Origin of the sequence: uncultured Senegalimassilia sp. (assembly GCF_934636665.1) — a bacterium.
Taxonomy (GTDB): domain Bacteria; phylum Actinomycetota; class Coriobacteriia; order Coriobacteriales; family Eggerthellaceae; genus Senegalimassilia.
Genome location: NZ_CAKUAT010000034.1, coordinates 1 through 2,171, shown reverse-complemented (window position 1 = coordinate 2,171; position 2,171 = coordinate 1). Strand labels below are relative to the sequence as shown.

The following is a 2,171-nucleotide window of genomic DNA, read 5'->3' as shown; positions in this document are numbered from 1 at the left end:
CGTCTTTAGGCGCGCGCCGGCCTTCCATGGGTTATACCCTAAGAGCAAACCACCCGCTATGCGGGTGGTCCTGATTGCTGTCAGGGGTTCCTGGCGAAGGGGTATCCCGACAAGGGGTCGTTCGAATCGGGAGGGCGTCTCGCGGAGCTTCCCCAACCGCGGTTATGGCGCGCGCCGCTGGGGAAGCGCCATAGCCTTTAGAGGGTTGCCGTCTGGCGGGGCTTTCCCTCCCGGACTCGCCCGGATAGGTGTTGCCGATCCATTCTTTATTCCCTGATCAGATATAGGCACCTTGAATACAGTGCCATGCGATGGCAGGAGCTATGTAGCCGCGCCGGCGTTATCGGCAAGCATCTGGGCAAACCCAAAAAAGGAAGGCATTACTTCGCTAAAGCCTGGTACGACTCCCCCCATACCCACATGGAATCCATGATGGGCCTCAGACTTTGGCCCAGCTCCGTGAGGGAGTACTCGACGCGGGGTGGGACCTCTGCGTAGACCCTCCTGACGATGAGCCCTGCGTCCTCCATGTTTCGCAGATTCGTGGTGAGGACCTTCTGGGAGACGCCCCCGATGCTGCGCTGGAGGGCCTTGAATCTCATCGAGCCGTTCAGGAGCAGGTCTCGCATTATGAGCAGTTTCCACTTGCTGCCGATCAGGGACACGCAGGTCTCCACCGGACAGGCGGGGAGGCTGCTTCTCTCGGGAAGCTCGTCATTGCGGTATTCGGTGTAGCCGATTTCATCGTCGCTCATTGCGAACCACCTGTTTATCCTTGGTTACCTAAAGGTACCTACAGCACTTTATTGTGCCTACTTTTCGTTTTGCACCACAGATTTTACCATGAAGTCAAGCAAACGGCGAGAAGGGCCGCAGACCCGCAGGGAAAGGAACGAACATGAGCAACACCCAGAAAGCGCTCGAACTCATCGGTACGTTCGCCACTGGAGACGCTGAGTTGGCGGCGAGCCTCCTCGACGAGGGCTACATTCAGCACAACCTCGCCTACGGCACGGGCCGCGACGCGTTCGTCGGGTCCGTGAAGTACCTGGCCTCCGCGCCCGTCAAGACGACGGTGAGAAACGTCCGCGCGTTTGAGGACGGCGACAAGGTGTTTCTGCAGACCGTCTACAACTTCGCGGGGGCTGGTGAGCAGGTTGCCTTCGACATCTTCCGCTTCAACGGCCAGGGACTCATCGCCGAGCACTGGGATAATCTTGCCGACGTCGCCGGACCGAATCCCTCCGGTCGCACGCAGATCGACGGCTCCATCGAGGCCTCCGATCTCGGCAAGACGGAGGAGAACCGAGCCCTCGTCGAGGCATTCCTCGTAGACGTCATGCAGGGGAAGCACCCCGAGAAGACCCCGGAGTACTTCAAGGGCGACGTCTACCTCCAGCACAACACCGGGATCGCCGACGGGCTCTCCGGCTTGGGTGCCGCGCTCGAGGCGCTCGCCGCGAACGGCATCCAGATGATCTACGACAGGACCCATCAGGTTCTCGCGCAGGGCAACTTCGTCCTGGGCGTGAGCGAGGGCACTTTCGGCGGCAAGCCCACGTCGTACTATGACCTCTGGCGCGTGGAGGACGGTAAGATTGCTGAGCACTGGGACGTCATGGAGACCATCGCCGACCGGGCTGACTGGCAGAACGAAAACGGCAAGTTTTAGCGACTCGCCGGAACAGGGAACGCCGTGGCGCCTTCCGCAAGAGGCGCCACGGCTGATTGCGGGGAGGCAAGAGACATGCCCGCACGGGCGTTGCTGAGGATAGGAGGATGAAACGGATGAAAGACCTTGCCTACTGCGTCAGCTATTTGGCCGCCGAGCGGTTCGGGACGGAGAAGGCCCGCGAAACGGCGGCATCGCTGGAAGGCGATGAGAGAGCCCTCTTCGAAGCCTACCGCGCCCTCGTGAACGTGCGCGAGCCGATGCCGGCGACTGACAAGTTCTTCGCCGCACAGGACCGCATGCTCCAAGACCGCATCGCCGAGGCGGGGATAGTCGATGTCGGTGCGCTGCCCCGAGCGCCGCTGGACGGACGCCTGAGCCTTTGGCGCGGAGACATCACCACGCTCGCCGCCGACGTCGTGGTGAACGCGGCGAACTCCCGGTTGCTGGGTTGCTGGGTGCCAGGCCACCACTGCATCGACAACGCCATCCACACCTA

The 2,171-nt window shown here is 61.7% G+C and carries 2 protein-coding genes and 1 pseudogene; 2 read left to right on the top strand and 1 reads right to left on the bottom strand.

The features are described from left to right. Positions 1 to 380: 380 nt before the first annotated feature. Complete coding sequence (locus tag Q0G75_RS09285) at positions 381 to 755, bottom strand: helix-turn-helix domain-containing protein (protein ID WP_294414606.1); 375 nt, start codon at positions 753 to 755, stop codon at positions 381 to 383. 143 nt (positions 756 to 898) lie between these two features. Between Q0G75_RS09285 and Q0G75_RS09280 the strand changes: the two genes are divergently transcribed. Together Q0G75_RS09280 and Q0G75_RS09275 are read left to right on the top strand one after the other, a co-directional pair. Continuing rightward, the gene (locus tag Q0G75_RS09280) at positions 899 to 1,672 is read left to right on the top strand and encodes a nuclear transport factor 2 family protein (protein WP_294414605.1); all 774 of its coding nucleotides are present in this window, start codon (positions 899 to 901) and stop codon (positions 1,670 to 1,672) included. Between the two features lie 107 nt (positions 1,673 to 1,779). Next, positions 1,780 to 2,171, top strand: a pseudogene (locus Q0G75_RS09275) (protein-ADP-ribose hydrolase); the annotation flags it as partial.

Excerpts from the sequence above, each read along its gene's own strand:
- Q0G75_RS09285 (WP_294414606.1), bottom strand. The coding sequence starts at position 755 with ATGAGCGACGATGAAATCGGCTACACCGAATACCGCAATGACGAGCTT.
- Q0G75_RS09280 (WP_294414605.1), top strand. The coding sequence starts at position 899 with ATGAGCAACACCCAGAAAGCGCTCGAACTCATCGGTACGTTCGCCACT.